Here is a 1,461-nt window from a genome sequence, read left to right on the forward strand (position 1 = left end):
CGGGCTCTCGGCAATTCAGCCTGACCTGGCTGGTTGGGGTTCGTAGAAGGTTCCGTCGCGGAGCATCGCGAAGAGGACGTCGGCCCGCCGTCTGGCGAGACAGAGCAGAGCCTGGGTGTGGTGCTTTCCCTGCGCGATCTTCTTGTCGTAGTAGGCCCGCGAGGTCGGGTCGCCCAGAGCGGCGAACGCGGAGAGGAAGAAAGCCCGTTTGAGCTGCTTGTTTCCTCTCCTGGATGGCTGTTCGCCGCGGATCGAGGAGCCCGAGCTCCGGGTCGCCGGGGCGAGTCCGGCGTAGGCGGCGAGGTGGCCGGCGGTCGGGAAGGTGCTGCCGTCGCCGACCTCGATCAGGATCCTGGCTCCGGTCCTGACGCCGACCCCCGGCATCGACGTCAGGACTTTGGAAAGAGGGTGGTCCTCCAGCAGTTCCTCGATCCGCCCGGCCAGGAGTTTCCGCTGGTCAAGAACGGCCGTCAGCGATCCGGCCAGGCTCGGGACGATCAATGCGGCCGCCTCGGTCCCCGGGACCGTCACGGTCTGCTCGTCCAACGCGGCGAATATCTCCTCGACCAGCCGCTCGGCCATCCTCGGCGCCTTCGGTCGCAGCAGGGTGATCAGCCGCCGACGGCCGGCCTTGCGGATCTCAGCCGGTGACCCGAACCGTTCCAGCAAGGCCAGGACGGCCGGGTGCTGCAACCGCGGTCCCAGCACCCGTTCCAGCGACGGATGGATCTGCGTCAACAGGCCGTGCAGCCGGTTCGCGACCCGGGTGGCCTCGCCGGCCAGGTCGTCGTCGAAGCCCACGATCATTTCCAGCTCGGCGATCGTCTCGTCCTCGCCGTCGATCGCCCGCAGCGTGTGCGGCATCGCCCGGGCAGCGTCCGCGATGATGAACGCGTCCTTCGCGTCGGTCTTCGCCTCGCCGGGATAGAGGTCGGCGATCCGGCGCATCGTCAGCCCCGGAAGATAGGCGACCGGGCAGCCCATGTCCCGGGCGACCGCCAGCGGCAGGGCGCCGATCGAGGCCGGCTGGTCGACCACCACGAGCACGGTTCCATGCTTGGTCTTCAGCTTCGCGAAGAGCTCGCGGAGCTTGGGCTCGGTGTTGGGCAGGCGCTTGTCGAACGCCTTCTTCCCGGCCGGGGTGACGGCGGTGGCGTGGTGTTCGCCCTTGCCGACGTCCAGGCCGAGGAAGACGTCGATGTCGCTGGTGTCGATCACGTGCAGGCCCCTCCATCACGCTTTCGTCCGGCCTTGCCAGGGCACCGAGCTGCCACATCCACGTTACGGAGAGCTCTTCCGGCTCGGGTGAAGCCGGCGCTCAAGCCCCTCATCAGCGGTCCGTCGATGCCTCCGGGCCCGGTGACACCACCCCCCGGATCATCAACAACAAGGGGGGGAAGTCATGCCGGACCCGAAGGCCGGAGGCCCCATTGCGGAGCCACGAAAAAGGTAACGGGGGGG

Annotated in this window: 1 protein-coding gene; it reads right to left on the minus strand. The window is 68.3% G+C overall.

Annotation, left to right across the window (positions count from 1 at the left end):
* Positions 1 to 15: 15 nt before the first annotated feature.
* Entirely contained in the window at positions 16 to 1,218 is a 1,203-nt protein-coding gene (locus tag ACWFR1_RS40330) for an IS110 family transposase (protein WP_453561093.1), read from the minus strand.
* Between the last annotated feature and the right edge of the window lie 243 nt (positions 1,219 to 1,461).

It is taken from the genome of Streptomyces sp. NPDC055103 (assembly GCF_053607625.1).